General features: G+C 56.4%; 14 protein-coding genes. 8 read left to right on the plus strand and 6 right to left on the minus strand.

Features of this window, described 5'->3' with window-relative positions; translation table 11 throughout:
- Positions 1-75 precede the first annotated feature (75 nt).
- Positions 76-399, minus strand: coding sequence for a hypothetical protein (locus HRF49_12430; protein ID MEP0815451.1), 324 nt, complete (start codon positions 397-399; stop codon positions 76-78).
- A gap of 58 nt (positions 400-457) precedes the next feature.
- Positions 458-2,020 carry a hypothetical protein gene (locus HRF49_12435; protein ID MEP0815452.1) on the minus strand — a complete coding sequence of 521 codons (1,563 nt, stop codon included), beginning with the start codon at positions 2,018-2,020 and terminating at the stop codon, positions 458-460.
- Positions 2,021-2,156: 136 nt separating this feature from the next.
- Between HRF49_12435 and HRF49_12440 the strand changes: the two genes are divergently transcribed.
- Genes HRF49_12440 through serS form a run of 3 tightly spaced genes read left to right on the plus strand, consistent with a single transcriptional unit; the run spans position 2,157 to position 4,106 of the window.
- Positions 2,157-2,570 carry a cobalamin B12-binding domain-containing protein gene (locus HRF49_12440; protein ID MEP0815453.1) on the plus strand — a complete coding sequence of 138 codons (414 nt, stop codon included), beginning with the start codon at positions 2,157-2,159 and terminating at the stop codon, positions 2,568-2,570.
- Between the two features lie 2 nt (positions 2,571-2,572).
- Positions 2,573-2,818 carry a biotin-requiring enzyme gene (locus HRF49_12445; GenBank protein ID MEP0815454.1) on the plus strand — a complete coding sequence of 82 codons (246 nt, stop codon included), beginning with the start codon at positions 2,573-2,575 and terminating at the stop codon, positions 2,816-2,818.
- A complete protein-coding gene (serS, locus tag HRF49_12450) occupies positions 2,808-4,106 on the plus strand; it encodes a serine--tRNA ligase (protein MEP0815455.1) in 1,299 nt (432 codons plus the stop codon). The genes HRF49_12445 and serS overlap by 11 nt, the downstream gene beginning before the upstream one ends.
- A 6-nt stretch (positions 4,107-4,112) precedes the next feature.
- On the opposite strand, the gene HRF49_12455 is transcribed toward serS, so the two are convergent.
- Genes HRF49_12455 through glmS form a run of 3 tightly spaced genes read right to left on the minus strand, consistent with a single transcriptional unit; the run spans position 4,113 to position 7,299 of the window.
- Positions 4,113-4,955, minus strand: a complete 843-nt coding sequence (locus HRF49_12455) for a hypothetical protein (protein MEP0815456.1) — start codon at positions 4,953-4,955, stop codon at positions 4,113-4,115.
- The gene (nusB, locus tag HRF49_12460; protein ID MEP0815457.1) at positions 4,939-5,445 is read right to left on the minus strand and encodes a transcription antitermination factor NusB; all 507 of its coding nucleotides are present in this window, start codon (positions 5,443-5,445) and stop codon (positions 4,939-4,941) included. The genes HRF49_12455 and nusB overlap by 17 nt, the downstream gene beginning before the upstream one ends.
- A gap of 24 nt (positions 5,446-5,469) precedes the next feature.
- Positions 5,470-7,299 carry a glutamine--fructose-6-phosphate transaminase (isomerizing) gene (gene glmS, locus HRF49_12465; protein ID MEP0815458.1) on the minus strand — a complete coding sequence of 610 codons (1,830 nt, stop codon included), beginning with the start codon at positions 7,297-7,299 and terminating at the stop codon, positions 5,470-5,472.
- 80 nt (positions 7,300-7,379) lie between these two features.
- Here glmS and HRF49_12470 point away from each other — a divergent pair, with 80 nt between their 5' ends.
- Both HRF49_12470 and HRF49_12475 read left to right on the plus strand, forming a co-directional pair.
- Positions 7,380-8,426: a hypothetical protein gene (locus HRF49_12470; GenBank protein ID MEP0815459.1), complete on the plus strand. Its 1,047-nt coding sequence runs from the start codon at positions 7,380-7,382 to the stop codon at positions 8,424-8,426.
- Positions 8,427-8,525: 99 nt separating this feature from the next.
- Positions 8,526-8,894 (plus strand): sulfite exporter TauE/SafE family protein, encoded by a 369-nt coding sequence (locus HRF49_12475; protein MEP0815460.1) that lies wholly within the window; start codon positions 8,526-8,528, stop codon positions 8,892-8,894.
- 6 nt (positions 8,895-8,900) lie between these two features.
- On the opposite strand, the gene HRF49_12480 is transcribed toward HRF49_12475, so the two are convergent.
- Positions 8,901-12,650 (minus strand): hypothetical protein, encoded by a 3,750-nt coding sequence (locus HRF49_12480; protein ID MEP0815461.1) that lies wholly within the window; start codon positions 12,648-12,650, stop codon positions 8,901-8,903.
- A 131-nt stretch (positions 12,651-12,781) separates the two neighbouring features.
- Here HRF49_12480 and HRF49_12485 point away from each other — a divergent pair, with 131 nt between their 5' ends.
- The 3 genes from HRF49_12485 to HRF49_12495 all read left to right on the plus strand — a co-directional run.
- A complete protein-coding gene (locus HRF49_12485; protein ID MEP0815462.1) occupies positions 12,782-13,687 on the plus strand; it encodes a hypothetical protein in 906 nt (301 codons plus the stop codon).
- A gap of 247 nt (positions 13,688-13,934) precedes the next feature.
- Positions 13,935-16,139: a hypothetical protein gene (locus HRF49_12490; GenBank protein MEP0815463.1), complete on the plus strand. Its 2,205-nt coding sequence runs from the start codon at positions 13,935-13,937 to the stop codon at positions 16,137-16,139.
- A 69-nt stretch (positions 16,140-16,208) separates the two neighbouring features.
- The coding region (locus HRF49_12495; protein ID MEP0815464.1) for a hypothetical protein at positions 16,209-16,546 on the plus strand (338 nt) is incomplete at its 3' end.

The following is a 16,546-nucleotide window of genomic DNA, read 5'->3' on the forward strand; positions in this document are numbered from 1 at the left end:
GGATCCAACCTTCGCCTTCGCCTTCACCGCTGCTTCTGCCATTCCATACCTCCTTGCCTGAAAACCTATTATACGTCAGACATGAAGGCTAGTTGTACAGGCAAGATTTAACATGCAATAGTAGATGAGAACAGGCCGGGCCGCGCTTACTCCGGACGAGGTCGCAGCCTGGAAATAATCTGATGCTTGATTCAGGAAGAAAATCGCTGACTCTCTTGAACCGGCAGGGCATTTCTTATTGATGTGTGACTCAATAATAGGCCAAGGATTCCTAGTGTGTACCTTCCAGCCTAATCCGGCTCTGCGGATACCACGTCTGGTTGGCCAAAACGAAAAATCTACAAGCTTGTTCTTTATCACAAGTTGTTTGCCGAATTTGGCATCTTTAGGTATAGGCATTAGAGGCTCCCTTCAAGAAAACACAGATTTGGACAAAACAAGGCGTTATCATAATGCCCTACCCCCAGCCCCCCATCATCGCGCTTGCCGCGACCAGCCCAGCGGCCACTCCGGCCCACACCCACGGCAGCGTTTCTTTCGATAAATCCAGCACGTCCACGCCCTCGTGGTTGGCTATCCACACGTTGTGGGTGTTCGTCGGGTCGCAAATGCCCTGCATCATCCCCACGCTGAAGAACGCGCCCATCACATGCGCGGCGGACAGCGCGCCCGCTGCCTTCACGATGCCGACGACTCCGCTGCCCATCCCCCAGAGATTCAGCGGCCCGCGGTAAAGCGACAGCGGCGCGAGCACCGTGAACGCGATCACGTACGCCAGCGGCGAGCGCGGGATGGCCGCCCTGATGAGAGGCTCGACGAGGGCACTCGTTTCCGGCATCATCGTCGCTTTGAGAAGCATTCCGATTCCGAGCATCAGAAGCACCGCGGGCGCGGCGTCCCTGAACCCCTCGAAGCACGATTTCATCAGCAGGTCGGCGTTTTTCCCGTCGCGCACGAACGACGCGACGAACGAATAAATCACGCCGAGCGCGAGCGCCGCGATGAAAGGCATTGCGATCCCGCTGTCGGCGTAACCGGGCACGCTGGCGCGGGCGAGCGCGTCGGCGAGAAGGAAAAGAAGCGGAACGAGAATCGCCGCGTACGCGAATACGCGGGGTTTGGGCTTAGTTGTTTCGCCTCCGGAATTCGACGCACCGCCATTTTGCGCCGCGCCTTTCCGCCAGCCGAAATACACCATCGCCATCGTGACGAACGCGCCAACCCAAAGCACGAATAGCGCGGCGAGCATCATTCCGAGCAGCGTCCAGAGCAGGTAGTCCTTGATTTTCGCGAATGCGCCGGTGAGCTGGAGCGCCGCGACTGCAATTACGAGCAAAAGTGCAACCGCAACGGTAATAACGCGGCCGCGTACCGAGCGCACGAGCTTCCACGCCAAGTAAAGCACGGTGAGGACGGCGAACACGCCGAACATTACGAGCGCGAACCGGATGATCGTGTCCGCTTCGAGGCCGAGCACGTCCTTGTAAATCTGCCAATTGACCGGGTTGAGAGTGCCGCCGAGCGACAGCGCGAAAAGGAACGACGCGCCCGCGATTTTGCCGGATACACCGACGCTGCGCAGCACCGGGAGCGTGAGCGTCGCGACCATTATGACCGCGCCCAATCCGCCCAGCGTCGTAAAAAGCAGCGCGGTGACGAGTGTGAGGACGAGCGAGAGCGCGAACGGCGAGTCGCCGCCGTACTCCGCGGCGAACCGGACGATCTGTTCCGCCACTCCGTTTTCGCGGATGTGCGCGGCGAGGATCGCCCCCAGGACGACGGCGATGTACGCGCTGACAAGCATAGCCGCGCCCTGCGAGATCACGACGTCGAGGACGGGCGAAAAGTGGCCGATGTATCCGAGCAATCCGCCATCGCGCCAGGCTGCCCCCGCGGTCGGTAAAAGAGCGGCTTTTGCGATAACGATCGCGAAAAGAGGGAGGCAGAGGATTGCCGGGAGCAGCTTCCGGTAAAGCAGGAAGCCCATAAGAAGAATGAAAAGGACGAGGACGTAGCCCATAGGCGAATTATATAACCGATGAGCAACGCCCGGTGGTAAAATCGGCGCGCCGGTCGGGAGACCGGCGATTTATGTGGATTTTGTGTGCGGGCGCACGCAGTGCGCCCTGCGTTGGAATTTCAAGCTGTAAAACAACATGGTTGCAACAAAAACAATCCGGGTAGTCGTAGCCAAGCCGGGGCTTGACGGGCACGACCGCGGCGCGAGGGTGATCGCGCGCGCGCTGCGCGACGCGGGGATGGAAGTCATCTATACCGGCCTTCATCAAACGCCGGAGCGCATCGCCCGCGCCTGCGTGGACGAAGATGCGGAGGTGTGTTGCCTGTCCATCCTTTCGGGCGCGCACAGGACACTGGTGCCGGAAGTGATTAGAATGCTGGCCGAACAAGGCAGGCCGGATGTGGCGGTGCTGGCCGGCGGGATCATTCCGGATTCGGATATTCCCGAGCTGATAAAGGCCGGATGCAAAGGCGTTGCGGGGCCCGGCACAAGTCTCGATGAAATTGTGGAAATGGTCAGAAAGTTTGCTGCAGAGGCGGTAACGAGATAGCGATGGCGGGAAAAAGATTCGAAATCAGGCTGCCCGCGATGGGCATGCAGAGCCAAGAGATTATCTTCAGCGCGTGGCTGAAGAATCCGGGCGATGTCGTCGAGGACGGAGACGAGCTGTTCGAAGTGGAAAGCGACAAGGCTACGGTTGTTTTCGAGGCCGAGCACTCGGGCGTGCTCGCGGAAACGCTGGTCAAGGAAGGCGCTGTAAAAGAGGGCGACCTTCTGGGGTACATCGATGCTCGATAAAAAGTTTCTGCGCGAGCATCCCGACGAAGCCAAGGACGCGCTGTCGCGACGCGGACGCGATTACGTCAAACTGGTGGACAAATTCCTGGCGCTGGACGAGGAGTCCCGCCGTACTCAAAAGGCGCTGAACGATTTGCAGGAGGACAAGAACCGCGCTTCCAAGGAAATCGCCGAACTGCAGAAGGCCGGGAAACGCCAGGAAATGGCGGAACGCATCGACCAAATGAAAGTGCTGGGTATGCACGTCAAAGCGATGGAGGAAGAGTTCGCCGAAATCGCGGGCAAGATAGAGCGGCTGATGTTGGAACTGCCGAACATCCCGCATCCGAGCGTTCCGTTCGGGATGGCGGACAGCGACAAGACGATAGTTTCCATATGGGGCGAGCCCCGCGATTTGGGCTTTCCGGCGAAGGATCATCTTGAAATCGCCGCCAGACTGGGGCTGATCGATTTCGAAGCGGGCGCGCGCGTGAGCGGGCATGGATATTATTTCTTCCGCGGCTGGGGCGCGAGGCTGCAGCAGGCGATTATCCAGTGGATGCTGGACGTGCATCAAAACGAGCACGGATATGTGCAGTTGTCGGCGCCCTACTTGGTGCTTGCGGAAGCGATGGTCGGCACCGGTCAGCTTCCCAAGTTCGCGGACGATATGTACGGCCTCGAGGGCGGGGCTATGTACCTGATTCCGACCGCGGAAGTGCCTGTGACGAATTACCACCGCGACTCGATTATCGAAAATCTGGAAGAGCCGATTAAGTATTGCGCTTATACGGCCTGTTTCCGGCGGGAAGCGGGCAGCTATGGCAAGGCGGTGAAAGGGCTGATCCGGGTTCACCAGTTCGACAAGGTTGAGCTGGTCAACTTTACGACGCCTCACACGAGCTACGAAAGGCACGAGGGATTGACGCGCGAGGCCGAGGAAATACTCAAGCGCTTGGGGCTGCACTTCCGGAGAACGCTGCTGCCCACGGGGGATATGACGTTCGGAAGCGCTAAGACGTATGACCTCGAAGTGTGGCTGCCGTCCGACGGCAGTTGGCAGGAAGTTTCATCCAGCTCCAACTACGAAGACTTCCAGGCCAGGCGCGCGAACATAAGGTACCGCGATCCGAACACGGGCAAGCCGTTTTACGCGCATACGCTGAATGCTAGCGGCGTGGCGCTGCCCAGGCTTTACGCGGCGATTCTCGAAAACTACCAGACCGCCGACGGCGGAGTGGAAATTCCGCCCGTGTTGCGCGATTACCTTGGCGGCCGCGAAAAACTGACTGAAGCCGACAGAATGTAGCCGGCGCTAATTTCCGGGAAGTGCCGGAAGCGGATCAATTTTGTCTGTGTCCGAGTCGCCTCCGGATTCGAGTTCCCGCCCGGAAGTGGGCGAATCTTCATTTTCAGCTTGTGATCGTTCGCCGCCTTTGTTTTCGGACTTCAAAGATTGTTCTTCGGAAGTCTGCGATTCGCCGACGCCGAATTTCATACGTGACACCAACTCGTCTATTAAAGCTCTGGTTTCTTCGGGTAGCGGGGAAGGCCCGACCCAATGCACCATATAAATGTCTTCTGCGGAGATGTAGTAGTAATTGCCTGCCTCGACCACAGTTGTTTGGCCGGATGCGATTTTGTCTTTCAGCCCCTGCGGGAAATAAGCGGGGACTTTTGCGCCATTTTTGAAGCGAATGCTGAATTCTTGTTTCAGGTGTTCCGCATCGTCCTTAACGTATATTTTGTATTTAGGCTCGGACGGCTCCAACTTGTGGCTCTTCTGCCATTTGTACAAATCGCTGTCGCCTATCAGCCTGTAAAACTCGCTTGAGTGCGTTCCGCCGAATATGAAGCTCTTGGCGAAGCCGCCGATCCGGTGCACGTAAATGCCGAAATCCACAGCCAAAATTGAAAGCGGGTAATCCCCTGAAATATCCTCGGTGACTGAAAACACGTCCGTCTTGTACTCGAAGTCCATCTGAAGCAGCAGGCTGTGCGCCGGCTGCCAAATGGGTTTTTGCATCTCAATCCCGTTTTCGATCCGGGGCGGGAAAATTGACTTTGCGGCAAACGCTCCGACTAGCACTACGGCAGTTACAACTGCGAGCGCAATCAGCGGTGCAGCCAATTTGCGTGATTTAGTCGCTGAATTCATTTCTGATGGACTCCAAATCGCTGTATATCGAACCGAGTATGCCGTTTACAAAACGGTTTGCATCGGATTCGCCGTAGGCCTTCGCAAGATCCAGTGCTTCGTTGATCACGATTTTGTAGGATGTGTCCGTGAAAAGCAATTCGGCAAGCGCGATGCGCAAGACGATTCGCTCCGGCCTGCCGATTCTGTCGAACGACCATTCCCACGGATAGCGCTCCAAGACCGCATCCAGCGCTTTCGTGTTCCTTAAAACCAGCTCGGCCAGGGATTTTATGAAATGCAAATTATCACCTTCAAATTTCCGGACGATATGGCCGTCCGGATCGGAAGGATCGTTTTCCGGCGGGCGCAGCAACCTCTCTTCTACAAATGCGGCAGGATCATCAACCAGGTGGAAATCGGCTTCGAAGCATATTTCCAGTAACTTCTTGCGCGCGGCGCGCCGGCTTGCCGGCTTGCCGACATCCCCGCGAACGCTATCCGTTTCCATATTCAAAGTACCGGACGGTGCCGGTTAGTAGACCGTCAAAGTCTTACTAAGGTTTCTCGGCTGGTCGGGATTGTTCCCGACGAGCACGGCTTGATGATACGCCAAAAGCTGAAAAGGTATGGTGAGCAGGATTGCCTGGATATAGGGGTTGTCCACACCTTCGGGCAGATGATACGCGGTTTCCGCCGTTTCATCGACGAGATCGTTTGCCGGGCCGAACGCGATAACCGTTCCCTGTCTGCACTTAACCTCGTTCATGTGGCTTAAAACATAGTTTTCGTCGCCGCTCACATACGTATAAAGCACAGGGTATCCCGGCGCCACAACAGCAAGCGGGCCATGTTTGAACTCGCTTGAATACATCCCTTCCGGATGGTTGAAAACGACTTCTTTTACCTTTAGCGCGCCTTCAAGCGCGATTGGGTAGGTCAGTCCGAAGCCCAGAATGTAAAACTCCTTATGCGGCAGCAGCCTGCCCGCAAGCTTGCGCATAGGCTCGTCGCATAGATCAATCGTTCGAGCAATCAGTTCACCGAGTCCATTGAAATCGGCGGGCGCAGGAGCGCCCAAAGGCGCGTCGCCATGCAATTTGTTTAAATGGCAGGCGAGATACAGAAATAATACGACTTGATTCAGAAACGTTTTCGTGGCGGGAACGCTTATTTCCAAATTGCACGTAAGCGGAAGAAGAGTGTTCGAGTTGAGGGCGATTGTGCTTCCGATATTGTTTACCACGGACAGCACATCGCCGCCCATCTCGTCCTTTACAAACCAAAGCACGTCCAGCAGGTCTTTCGTTTCACCGCTTTGCGATACAAGAACGACGGTGTCTTCCTTTGAAACGGACGGTCCGTATAGCGGAAGGAACTGGCTCGCGTAGCAGGGGACCGCCGGTATGCGCGCAAGCCGCGAAAGGCAATGGCATCCGAACAGAAGCGAATGAAACGAGCTGCCTGCGCCGGTCATATAAAGCCTGCGCGCCTTGGAGATGTGCGACGCGAAATCCGAAAGCTCCTTGCTTCCCGCAATTCTGGTTAATAAATCCGGGACCGTTTTTTCCTGCTCATGGATTTCCTTAAGCATAAAATGCGGGAAGTTACCCTTTTGCACGTCTTCGATACCGAACTGGCTTTTGACGGGTTTGGCATCTACAGCTTCACGCCGGAAAAGGTTGAAAATCTCGAAAGTGCGGGACGTAAATTCGACGTAATCTCCGTCCTGAAGCTGTATGTATTCATCCGTGAATTCGAGAATTGACGGCAGGTCTGAAGACGCACAGACAAATCCTTCGCCAATACCGAGGAAAAGCGAGCTTCCGTTCCGGAAAGCGCTCATTTTGCCGTCTTCCGAGCGCGCGGCTATGCAGCTGAAATGTCCTTCAAGCAATTCAAGGGACGCTGCATGGGCTTCCTTCAGGGACTTGCCCTCGTTTATAAACTTTTCGATTACGCGGAGCACTACTTCGCCATCGTTGACTCCGAGGAAAGTCATTCCTTCCGCCGTTAGCTTTTCGATCAAGAACGGGGTGTTGGTTATGTTGCCGTTGTGTGCACCAACCATTTTCCCGTCCAGCGAAAGGTGCGGTTGGGAGTTCTCATGGGTCGGCGCGCCGAATGTGGCCCATCTAAGCTGAATCATCCCGCGTTTACCCGAAAGCTCGTCGAACTTGAGCTTGCGGTTGACGTCCTCGATTTTGCCCGCATCCTTGCGAAGCTCTATCGCGCCGTCCGCGCCGATCGCCGCGCATCCGACCGAGTCGTAGCCGCGGTAGCTTAATCTTTTGCCCGCGCGCACAAGTAATTCGCCAAGATCGGCGCGCGGTGAGTCGAACACGATTCCGAATATTCCGCACATGGGGGACGGATTTTATCACGAGCGTCGAAGTGAACCATTTTGCTACAATCAGAGTCCAAAGCCCCGTGAGGAGGCCAGATTTGAGAGCTGCTACCTTAAGTTTGATTTTGACCGCCTTGGCGATTGCCGCCGCTGCGACCGGCTGCCAGAGCTACGAAGGCAAACTTGCCCGCGCGGAGAAGGCGTTCGATGCAGGCAAATTCGAAAACGCGCAGTTCGCATATTTCGAGCTTTTGTCCGAGTCGGTTGGACCAGAGCAAGTCAAAGCCGCCGAAAGTCTGAAAAGCAGGTTGAAGCCCCTCGTGACTTCGGACAAGTTCGACCCTGCCAAATACGAGATGTGGTCGGCGGTTCTAGAAACATCGCCTGAGCTTGCGGACGAGATTGACGCTGCATTTGCCGGCGCACTGGGTGCGCGCGCCCAAAAGCTTATCGACGAAGGCAAATACAAGGAGGCTGGTATCGTACTGGGTTACGTTCCGACGGGCAAGGGCGACCCAGCACTTATGGCCAAGCTTAAAAAAGCCGCGGCCGAAGGAGAAAAGGGCAAGTACAACGCCGGACTTGAGCTGTATAAGCAGCACAAGTACGACGAAGCGATCGAAGCTTGGAAAACCCTCGATCCCGGTTCGGACTGGTACGCCAAGGCAAAGCCAATAATCGAAAAAATACCCGCGGAAAAACTGAAGTATTACATTGAAAAAGCGCGCAAGCGGCCGCTGGATGGATTCAAGTTGAAAGAAGCGCGCCCGATTGCGCGCGTGATTTTCAACCGCGTAAAGGGACAGGCGTTCGAGACGCAAGACGCTCCGGAAGGTCACGAGTTTCTCAAGGTGGAAGCCGTAATCAGCCGCGACATAGATTTATGCGCATGGTACTGGGATGGAAGCAATTTCGTATCGGTTGGCGGATTGCAGAGGGAGTTTGTCAAGATCGACGCGGAAGATCCTGATGAAGTTAAGAGATCTTACAAACAGAAAATTTCCTCCGACCATCCAATGGAGGTCGTTTATTTCATAGTAACCAAGTTTAATTTTCACAAAGAGCACGACATTTACGTTTCGGAAGGTTCGCCGCCTTACGTCGCGGACGATCTTGCCGAAGCTTCCATCGTCGCGTCGTTTTAGAATCGCGTGCATGCCGCGCGCCCGCAGGGTGATTATATAAAACGCTTCTCACGGTGCTAAACTCCGGTCTTCAATTTCCTTTTGGTAGCCGGAGTTTCGATGCCGCTTGCTAAAATCGTACTACTGGGGCTTTTGGCGGGATTATTCGCGGGTTTTTTCGGCTTGGGAGGGGGCGTGATTCTGATACCCGCGCTTGTTTATATTCTCGGTGTCGGCCAACACGAAGCACAAGGCATTTCGCTGATGGCGCTTATTCCTCCGGTCGGCCTTCTTGCCGTATGGAGATACTGGCGGGAGGGCGTAATCGGGATTGAACAGATTCCGATAGCTGCCTGGATAGCGGTCGGCATTTTCGCCGGTGGGCTTGCCGGCGCGCATCTGGTTCAATACGTCCCGGATGAGACGCTAAAGCGTATCTTCGGCATCGTTGTTATCGCCGTGGGGCTCAAAATGCTTATCAAGCCCTAGCGTCGGCTAATCAACGTCCAAGCCGCTTCCTCTGCCGTTCGTATAGGTTCCTTCGACCGTCCTGATCCAGCTTGCGCCGTTGCCGGGTTTTCCCGCGCTCTCGACCATGTTCTGGTAAACGGGATCGTACGTGTCGCCGCCGAATAGATCCAAGAAAATGCCGTAGCTCGGCTCGTCGGGGCGGTTCGCATCGCCCAGGTTGCCTTTCCCCAGAGTCGTGTTTTCGTTCGCGCCGTGCGCGGAATAGCTGTCCGCTCCTGACAGGTCGAGGAAATAGGCGAAGCTGTTCGAGTATCCTGACGCGAGTCCGAGCCCCGCGGCGTTATATATGTCGTCGCCCGCAATATCGCAAAACCATGTAATCGACCAGTCGTGCGCGCCGCCGACGCCGACAGAAGCGTCGTTCGCGTAGTTGTCGTCGCCGTACAGGTCGAACAGCCCGCCGACACCGACGTGCGCGGTCGCGCCCTGCGTGTACCAGTGGCCGTTGCGAGTATCGTTTCCCAGCATGTCTATCAAAAGCCCGGTACCCTGGTAAAAGCCGCACCCCTGGCCGAACACGCCGCAGGTGTATTCGTCGTCGCCTCCCGAATCGCACAGTATCCCCAGCCCGCCGGAGCCGACGGTGTGCACGCCTGCAGTGGGTATGTCTTCGATCCAACCCCAGCGCGCGCCCCATCCGCATCCTTGGCTGGAACTCATGTTTTTGTTGTCGTACGAGGCGCCGGACAGCCAGTATTCCGGCTTGGCCGGATCGCCGTCGGGAACTGCGTAGTAAACGTCGCTTTCGAATCCTTGGTCTATCAAATACCCTATTCCCATCAATCCACCGAATCCCTGGGACTTCTGCCAGGCCGTGTATTCGTCCGCGCCGCCTTCATCCAGCAGAATCGCGATGCCGCCGATGGCACCTCCCTGACCTAACGCTTCCATTTCGTAGTCGTCGTTGCCGAATCCGTAGTCCGCGAGTACGCCGACGCCGAAGACGCAGCTTCCCTGGGAAAGCCGCACCGAGCGGTAGGTGTCGTCTCCGCCGTAATCCACGAGGACGCCGATACCCAGCCTTCCCGCGCCTTGCTGGGAAGTGTCGTCGTTGGGCGGCGATGCCGTCCTGTCTATATCGTCCGGATTGTCCATCCTGTTGTACGTGTCGTTGCCGCCGAAGTCCAGGCAGATGGCTACGCCGTTGTTTCCGCTAGCGGTTCCTCCCGCATGGCAGTTGTACGTGTCGCTCCCGCCGAGATCGATGAGGATCGCGTGGCCGTCGGGCGCGGCTGCGGCGTGAATGTCGTTGCCTGTGCCCGCGATTTTAACGCGCCCGGCGGGAGTCGAAATATCGAGACTGACATTTTCGAACGAAGGATTCGATTTTAAATATTCAGTTAGGTCGTCAATTGCATCTCCCAAATATGCCGCGCCTTCGAACAGCGCTTCGTAACGGAAGCCCGCGAAGAAAAAGTTGTTTCCCGAAACGTCGAAGAGACCAGGCAGGTATGCACTGGCAAAAAGCGAAATCAAGCCTCCCGAAGGATCGCCATGCGCGTAGGCGAACACGTTGTTTATGCCATCTTGAGTGAAGCCCATTTCGGCGAGGTTGACGTTGCGCAAAGTTAAAGCATGTCCCGTAGCGTAAAACAGCGGCGCGATCGCGCGCTGTGATTCGAGCGACATAGTGCCGATCGCCGACTGGTAGGCTGCCTGATTCGGGACGCCGCCTGCCGTCGCGACGAAGTCGGCAATTGCCTTGGCGAGCGGTTGCTGCGGATCAAGAACTTCGCTGTGAGTTTGGGGATCGATCCAGTGTTGCGGAAGCCCCTCCAGGCTCGCGTCGTGAATCAGCGACTGGAGCGATGTCGTCGTCGAGAGAAACTTGCCCTTGTCATGCATATACCGCGGGCCGGAATCAGTATCCTCGTACCAGATCGTCCAATACGTAGGCAGCATCGTAAACAGGTCGTTGTAATTCGACCATGCAAACGTGCCGTACTGGATGCCCGCGCCGAAAACGTCCGCCATCCCCGGAGTCGCCGGGCCGAGTCCGACCGCGCCGAGCGCGTTTTGCCATTCCACAGGAGGAAGCGTTTGCAGGTAGGACTTTATATATGTCGCTTCGACCTGTTTCGAACGACTGAACTCGTCGGTGGCGATAATCAAGAAATCGTGCGGCCCGTCCGATGCCCCGTCCACGTTCCAATAGTAGATATAGGGAGGCGAAGTTACTGTACTTGCCAAGCTTCCGTCCAAGTGGAATTCAACGCTCAAATTGCCGGGGTAATCGCTGATTGCCTCCACCGGAACGGTGCCGCCCGATTGCAGCCAACCGCTTTCCGGTGTAATCGCCAAGTTGAAGAAGATGTTTGATACGGTTATCGAATCTTCTCCGGTTCGCGCTTGATCGTCGGTTGCGACTGCGCGGATTATGTGTGATGCTTCTGTCGGCAGCGTGTTCGTGTTCCAGTCGAAGCTGTATGGAGGGGCGTCATCCGAGCCCGCGGGATTGAGCATATCATCGATGAAAAAATCCACTCCGGTCACAGCGGACAGCGTAGAAACGTCAACCGTGATTTGAACCACTCCGCTGACGACTGCGCCGTCGTCAGGAGAATTAATCGTGACTAACGGGCCGCCGGAGGGCTGGTTGCCCTGTATGATATTAGAAAGGACACCTTGGTTGCCCTCCGAATCGAACGGCGCAACCGCGTAATAAACGCCGGGCGCCGCCGTGGGATCGCTGAAAGTGTAAGAGGGACGCGGATTTTGGCCGGTAAGCCCTGTGGGGCGTGGAAGGATTTGCCAAGGAGCAAGCCCGACGAAATTCGCAGCCGACGGGGCCGTCGCTGATTCCAGCCTGAATACGCGATAGCCTGAAATCTGGTTCAGGAAAGCGAGCGCAATCGGCGTGATATCCGCGATTCCCACTTCGCCGTTGCCATCCGAGTCCGCGTTTTGCGCGGCGGTGCTTTCGCCTGAGGACTCGTTGAAATTGAGGGCGATCGGCGTGATGTCGGCGATACCGACCTCGCCGTTGTTGTCGCAGTCGCCTCGGTTTCGCTCTGTGAAGCGTGCGGTAACTTCGTCGTCCGCAAGCAGCAGCACACGGTTATCCGTTTCCGACGGAGCTTTGGAGGTGCGCCTGTTCCCGCTGAATGGTTTGTTTTTGAAAAATATCCGCGCAAGCTCGCCGCTACCGGCCGCTCCGGTTTTTTGATCGAATCCGATGCGCGCGATTCCGACGTAGACGACGCCGGATATTGAAGTGACGACAAGCCGCACCGTTTCGTTATCCGGTCCAAGAAAATTCCCAGGCACCGAGGTTTCGGGGGAGTACCGCGACGCGTCGTAGCGAACCTCGAACAGCGCGAAGCGCATGTCAATAACGTCGATGGCGGATATCTCCGCCAGCTTGCCGCCTTTCTTGTCGCTTACCTTGAGCGAATACAGCCCGCAGGCCTTGGGATCGAATTCATTATTCAAGCCGATTGGAACCACGGAAAACGTTCCCCGGACAAGCGTTTCGGGGAGTTCCGGGGGCAGCACGCCCGGCGATCCAGGCGCGCCAATGACCAGGTCCGCCCCGGAAGCGTCGAAGGAAATCGAATCCCCCGACGCTGGTTTTTCCCGTGCGAACAACTTACGCGAGGGGTTTTTGCCGCAAGCATTCGCGGCGAACGATGTTACGACCAGGACCAACAAGGCGAGCAACGCCGCCTGATTGCGCCTGGCTTGAGGGAATTTCCAGTGAGGACAAAGATGCATGATTGCTCCGTTTTGCCTGCATCGGATGCAGGTCGAAGCGATTTTACCAGAATTGATCCCGATTCCGTTGAATAAACGCGTTGGATACGACAACGCAAGCGTATTTGTTCCGGTTGTGCGATAATCGCAGCGTGGAAGGAATTCGAACCGGCTGGGATCTTCACGTTCACTCGACCAGATCGGACGGGCGATATTCCGCGGCGGAGCTCATCGGAATCCTTGCGGAAAACGGCATAGGGCGTGCCGCGATAGTGGACCACGACACGCTGTGGGGATACCGGGACGGGATAATTCCGGCCAAATCGGCCGGAATCGAGCTTATTCCCGGAATGGAGATTTCCACTTGGTACACCCCCGGTCGGCTGGAGGAAATCGTAGAGTTCGACCGGCATCCGAATAAAAACCGGGGCGAAGAAATCCACATCCTCTGGTATGGAATGGATGTCGACGATGCGGGCGTTCGGGCGTTCGAGGAGGAAATCCGGCGCATGCAAAACGAGCGCGCGAAAAAGATAGTGGACGGGCTGCTGCGTCAGGGTTACAGGCTGGATTTCGAGCTGATGGAGGCAGTGTCGTCTCCCGCGCCGGTCGGAGTCCCGCCGATGATAATGCAGATGATCGAACGCGGATACCTTCCGTTGGTGCTTGAAGCGATCAGGGAATTCGTGCTTAACAACATCGGTCCCGGCGGCGCGGCATACCAGCCGCCGGCACTTGACATGCGCGTCGCGGCCAAGCGAGCGCGCGACTTGGGCGGCGTGGTTGTCGTCGCGCATCCCGGCAAGATCAAATCCGCCGATGCGCTATCGACGCTTCTTTCCCTTGCGAGCGGAATCGAGGCGGCATATCCGATTCATACGGCGGAGCAAACCGCTCAATACATTAATGAGGGGAAGGACAGAGGAATGTTTTTCACAGGGGGAACGGATTTCCACGGTTATTACGAATCCGGTTACGTCCGTTTCGAGTTTCCCGAAGGATACGAGCGGGAACTCGAACGCTTCGCGGCGGCATGCGGCCACCACACATCGGCATAGGCATATGGAGTCCGGCGGAGAATAATTGTAAATTGAATGGGTCTTTTGGCCGCGAAACAAGTTTGCCCATCGTCCAGAGGTATACTAATTCCGTCATTCTCAGTTGCCGGATACGTAAATGGCCAAAACACAATATTCAGGGGCGGCTTTTCGGGCACTGCTCGCTTCCGCTCTTTTTGCCCAAAGCATGGTTTTGCTTGCCTGCGGCAGATTCACCGCATATTCCTTGCGCGGCGCAAGTCAGCGTTTGAGCGGAGACGCCCCCGCTTGTACCTGGCTGGATGACGAGAACGCCGTAATGGAGAATGGATTCTCGCTCATACCCGCGGAGGTCGATGAAATCAAAAGCGGTTATTCAGTTCAAGTCTTAAAAAACGGCACTTCGGCAACTGTGGCGGTCATCCTGAAGTCGGGAAGTTTCAACGGAGCGGCGTTCAGAATCAAGCCCAACGACCCGTCCTGGGTGTTCAAGGAGGGGAAATGGGGAGTGCCGTTCGAAGCGATGCCAATTAAGCTGTTCGGCGTAGTGGAAGGAGCTGTCGACGCAGGCGTATTCACCGAACACCTGGAAACCGATCCGGCAGTCTTCGCCGGAGCGACTGTTTTCGAAGCGACGTTCGAATATGATGCGGACGGCGCGCAACGCGAAGTTAACCGCGCGCCCAGGGGAGAGGCCAATCGCGTCGACAAAGTGGATGTTTTTTTGGACCGCGCCGGCGATGTTCACGTGAGCTGGACCGAGCGCAATTTGGGGGACTACGACAACGACGGCGAAGTGGCGGTCCCCGATTTGACCCCGATCGCGCTTAATTTTCTCGCGACCGAAGGCGAGCTGCTTATTCGCGTGGACGGTGACAAAAACGGTGAAATCGGCGTTTCGGACATCACTCCCATTGCGCAGAATTATGGCGCAAAGGTGGCCGGATACAACGTTTACCGCATCGAAGAGCAAAACGGGATTTTTTCACTTGCCTCCAGGCTGCCGAACAGGCAGTTTCCATCGTCCCTCGTCAGCATCAACCGTCAAGATGGACCGGTGACAACGCTGTTTGCCGAGTATGAATACATTGACGAGAAACCCCCGGCGGACAGACGCTATTTGTATGAGGTGCGCGCGTCGGACGGGATGTATGAAGAAGGGGAAAGGACTTTCCCTGCCGCCGAGTACACCTTCAGCGTCGAATCTTCTCCGGACTGGGCGGTCGAGCAAACGGTGGCCACATCGTTCGGACATTCAGTGACGGTTCCCGCGGGCGGTCTGCCGGACGGAGCAGTTTTGGTGATCGAAGGCCTTGCACCGCAGGATATTGTAGGCGCGCCGCAGTCCGGGCTTGAATTCATTTGCGGAGTTGAAATTTCGGTGTACGACGAATCGGGCAACCCGTTGCAGCTCCAGGCGGATGCGGCGGTGGTCATTCCGATCCCGCTCGGCATCGCGGCGATTTCGGAGGGTGCAGCTCCGTCCGGTCTGGGCAAAAGCGCGAGCGTTGCCGCTCCGGCAAATATGGACTTTTGGATGTATACCCAGCCAAACCAGTTCTTGCCGATGGGGCAGGTAGCTTTGAACGCGGAATCGAACGCGTACACGGGTGCTGTTTCTGCAACCGGTTCATATTGCGTTTTCGGCAACATAGAATATGACAAAGAGCCCCCGGTTTGGAACGGTGCCGCAGGCGCATCAGGTGCGTCGCTCATAGGGGACAACCTGGTCGAAGTTGCTTTCGGCACGGCTTCCGACGCAAGCGGCCCGGTGACTTACAACGTTTATTACTGGACGATTTCGCCGATTGATTTTGCATACTCGTCCGTCGAACGCGGGTTCACCGAAAGTCCGGCGGTTATCCAAGGAGCGCGGGGCGCGGCGACATACTATTTCACGGTGCGCGCACAGGATGCCATTGGCAACGAGGAGCGAAATACGACCGAGGTGAGCTTATTCGTGCCGCGCCCGAACGACTGTCTGTTCCTCACTACGGACAAGGAAGTTTACGAGCTGGGCGAAACGATTTACCTCACGGCTAATGCGAAAACGCTCGCGGGGCGGATGTATCAGATGAACCAGGTGAGGATTTCCTACACGCCGAACGTGAAGCCGCAGGATTTTGGATTCGTTACGCTTGGAAGTTTTTTCGATTTCAAAGACGGATTTTACTTGCCTGCGCCGGTCATCCCGATAGCGGGCAATCCGAGCATGCTTGAATTCAACGCGAGTTTCGTGCAGTCGAGCACCGAGTCTCCGCCGGGATCCAGCGGAGATTTGTTTTCGTTTCCCTGGACGCCGCTGAGTCCAGGATATCTTACCTTTGGAGTTCCTGATGATCCGGCTGTCGGCAATCCGAATTCATATTACACGGCGTTCGGCGACAACACGCCGATCAAGTTCAAGTGGCACCAGGGAGTAACAGTGAAAATCGTAGAGCCGGGGCAGGCCGCACCGAGTCCGAATCTGTAACAAGCCGAGTTGCTCTTTCGGCAGCCGGCGTAATCTGCGCTAATCTATCCGCGCCAGCGGGCGTTCGCGATGGATAAAAATTTGGCGGCATACCTTTTGTTCGGCCATATCAGGTGGCTTCGGCCGTCTCATTTCGACGCGCTTTCAGCGCATTTCGGAAGCCCGGAGTCGGCAGCCGCCGCCAAACGGGCGGAAATCGGGAAACTGGATTTTTTGGGCGAGTCGCTTAAGGCCGACATCGTTTCCGCGATGGACGAATTTCAACCGGATAAGCTGGCGGAAAAAATGAAATCGCTCGGCATCGCGGCGGTAACGCGAGAGTCGAAGGAGTTCCCGAAAAGGCTGAAGGAAATTCCCGAGCCTCCTTTTATATTGTTCTGCAAAGGCGACCTATCGCTGCTCGAAAG

The organism is bacterium, assembly GCA_039961635.1.
In the GTDB taxonomy this organism is placed as follows: Bacteria; 4484-113; 4484-113; order JAGGVC01; family JAGGVC01; genus JABRWB01.